Raw genomic sequence first — 1,768 nt, 5'->3', positions numbered from 1 at the left:
GAGGGCACTGAAAAAGTCTTTTCAAAATTCTTTTTCAAGAATAATTATTAATTAAAAGGAGTAGAAGCTAAAAGTTTTCTGCTCCTTTTTTTGTATCTTTTACGTGTAATCATAAGACTTTTTAGATGTTAATTCAACAGCAACAAATTCAGTTTAGTCCCTACTCTTCATTATATGATTTAATTGTTCCTCAGGATAATCTCCTTAGAAAAATCAACGAACTTATAGACTTTTCATTCATCTACGATGAGTTGCTGAATAAATATTGCACAAGTAATGGTCGCACAGCAGAAAGTCCAGTGCGTATGTTTAAGTATTTGCTTCTAAAAACAATTTATGATGTCTCTGATGTTGATGTAGTAGAGCGTTCTCGTTTTGACATGTCTTTTAAGTATTTCTTAGAAATGACGCCAGAAGAAGGTGTCATAAACTCAAGTTCATTGACGAAATTTCGTAAACTTCGTCTTAAAGATACAGACTTATTAAATCTACTCATTGGTAAAACAGTGACTATAGCTGTTGAAAAGGGAATCATCAAGTCCAGGTCTATTATAGTGGATGCTACACATACTTTATCGAGATCCAATCCATTTTCAGCAATTGATGTGCTTAGAGAGCGCTCTAAACTATTACGAAAAACGGTGTATTTATTTGATGATCAATTCAAAGAACATATGCCAAAGAAGAACCATACCAATGAATTAGAAAAAGAATTGGCCTATTGTAAAGAACTGGAGCAGCGTATAGAAAAAGAAGAATCTTTGAGTTCTATACCTGCTGTAAAAGAAAAGCTAAACCTTCTTAAAGAAACTATAGAAGATACTCAGGAAAATTTTACTTTATCAAAAGACACAGATGCCAAAACAGGTCATAAATCCGCTGATAGCTCTTTCTTTGGATATAAGACTCATTTAGCTATGACAGAAGAGCGAATTATTACCGCGGCGGTAGTGACATCAGGCGAAAAAGGAGATGGCCCCGAACTCCCTAAACTTATAAAGATGAGTCAGGAAAACGGAATTGATGTAGATACTATCATTGGTGATGGAGCTTATACAGGAACAGAAAATCTCAAGCGAGCAAGCGAGTTAGAGATTAAAATGGTAGCTAAACTGAATTCTACAATAGCACAAGGAGCTAGAAAAGACGAAGATAAATTCGATTATAATAAAGATGCCGATAGATTTGTTTGCCCTGCAGGGCACATGGCAATACGAAAATCAAAACAGGGCAGAAAAAATGTTGGAAAGAATCAAACACAAACCTACTATTTTGATATTGAGAAATGCAAGTCTTGTCCGTTAAAAGAAGGATGTTACAAAGAAGGATCAAAGACAAAAACATATTCGGTATCAATAAAATCAGAATTACACCAAGAACAAATTGCTTTTCAAGAAACCGACTACTATAAAGAAAAGGCCAAACACAGATACAAAATAGAAGCTAAAAACAGTGAATTAAAAAATGTACATGGATACGATAGAGCGATAACGTATGGCATCAACAATATGCAAATGCAAGGAGCAATGGCGATTTTTACAGTCAACTTAAAAAGAATACTGAAATTAATGTAAGAAACCATAAAATAAGTATGCTTATACAAAAATGCCTCTCTACAAATCAAAAATCAACACATATAAGGTCAAATCAAAAACAGTTATAAAACGAAAAACGCTTATAGCGGATTTTTTAAAGTCCTGTTATAAGCGTTTTTTTATTGTCTAAAAAATAAACCTGATCAAAATAAGGGATGTTTTTCAGTGCCCTC

Annotated in this window: 1 protein-coding gene; it reads left to right on the top strand. The window is 33.4% G+C overall.

All coding sequences use genetic code 11. From position 1 onward, the window contains the following. The first annotated feature begins 125 nt into the window (after positions 1–125). On the top strand, positions 126–1,574 hold the full coding sequence (locus tag J3495_RS18930; RefSeq protein ID WP_210668534.1) for an IS1182 family transposase: 1,449 nt from the start codon (positions 126–128) through the stop codon (positions 1,572–1,574). The last annotated feature ends 194 nt before the right edge of the window (positions 1,575–1,768 follow it).

It is taken from the genome of Flavobacterium geliluteum (genome assembly GCF_017948595.1).
Taxonomy (GTDB): Bacteria; Bacteroidota; Bacteroidia; order Flavobacteriales; family Flavobacteriaceae; genus Flavobacterium; species Flavobacterium flavipigmentatum.
This window is presented reverse-complemented; position numbering and strand designations above follow the sequence as displayed.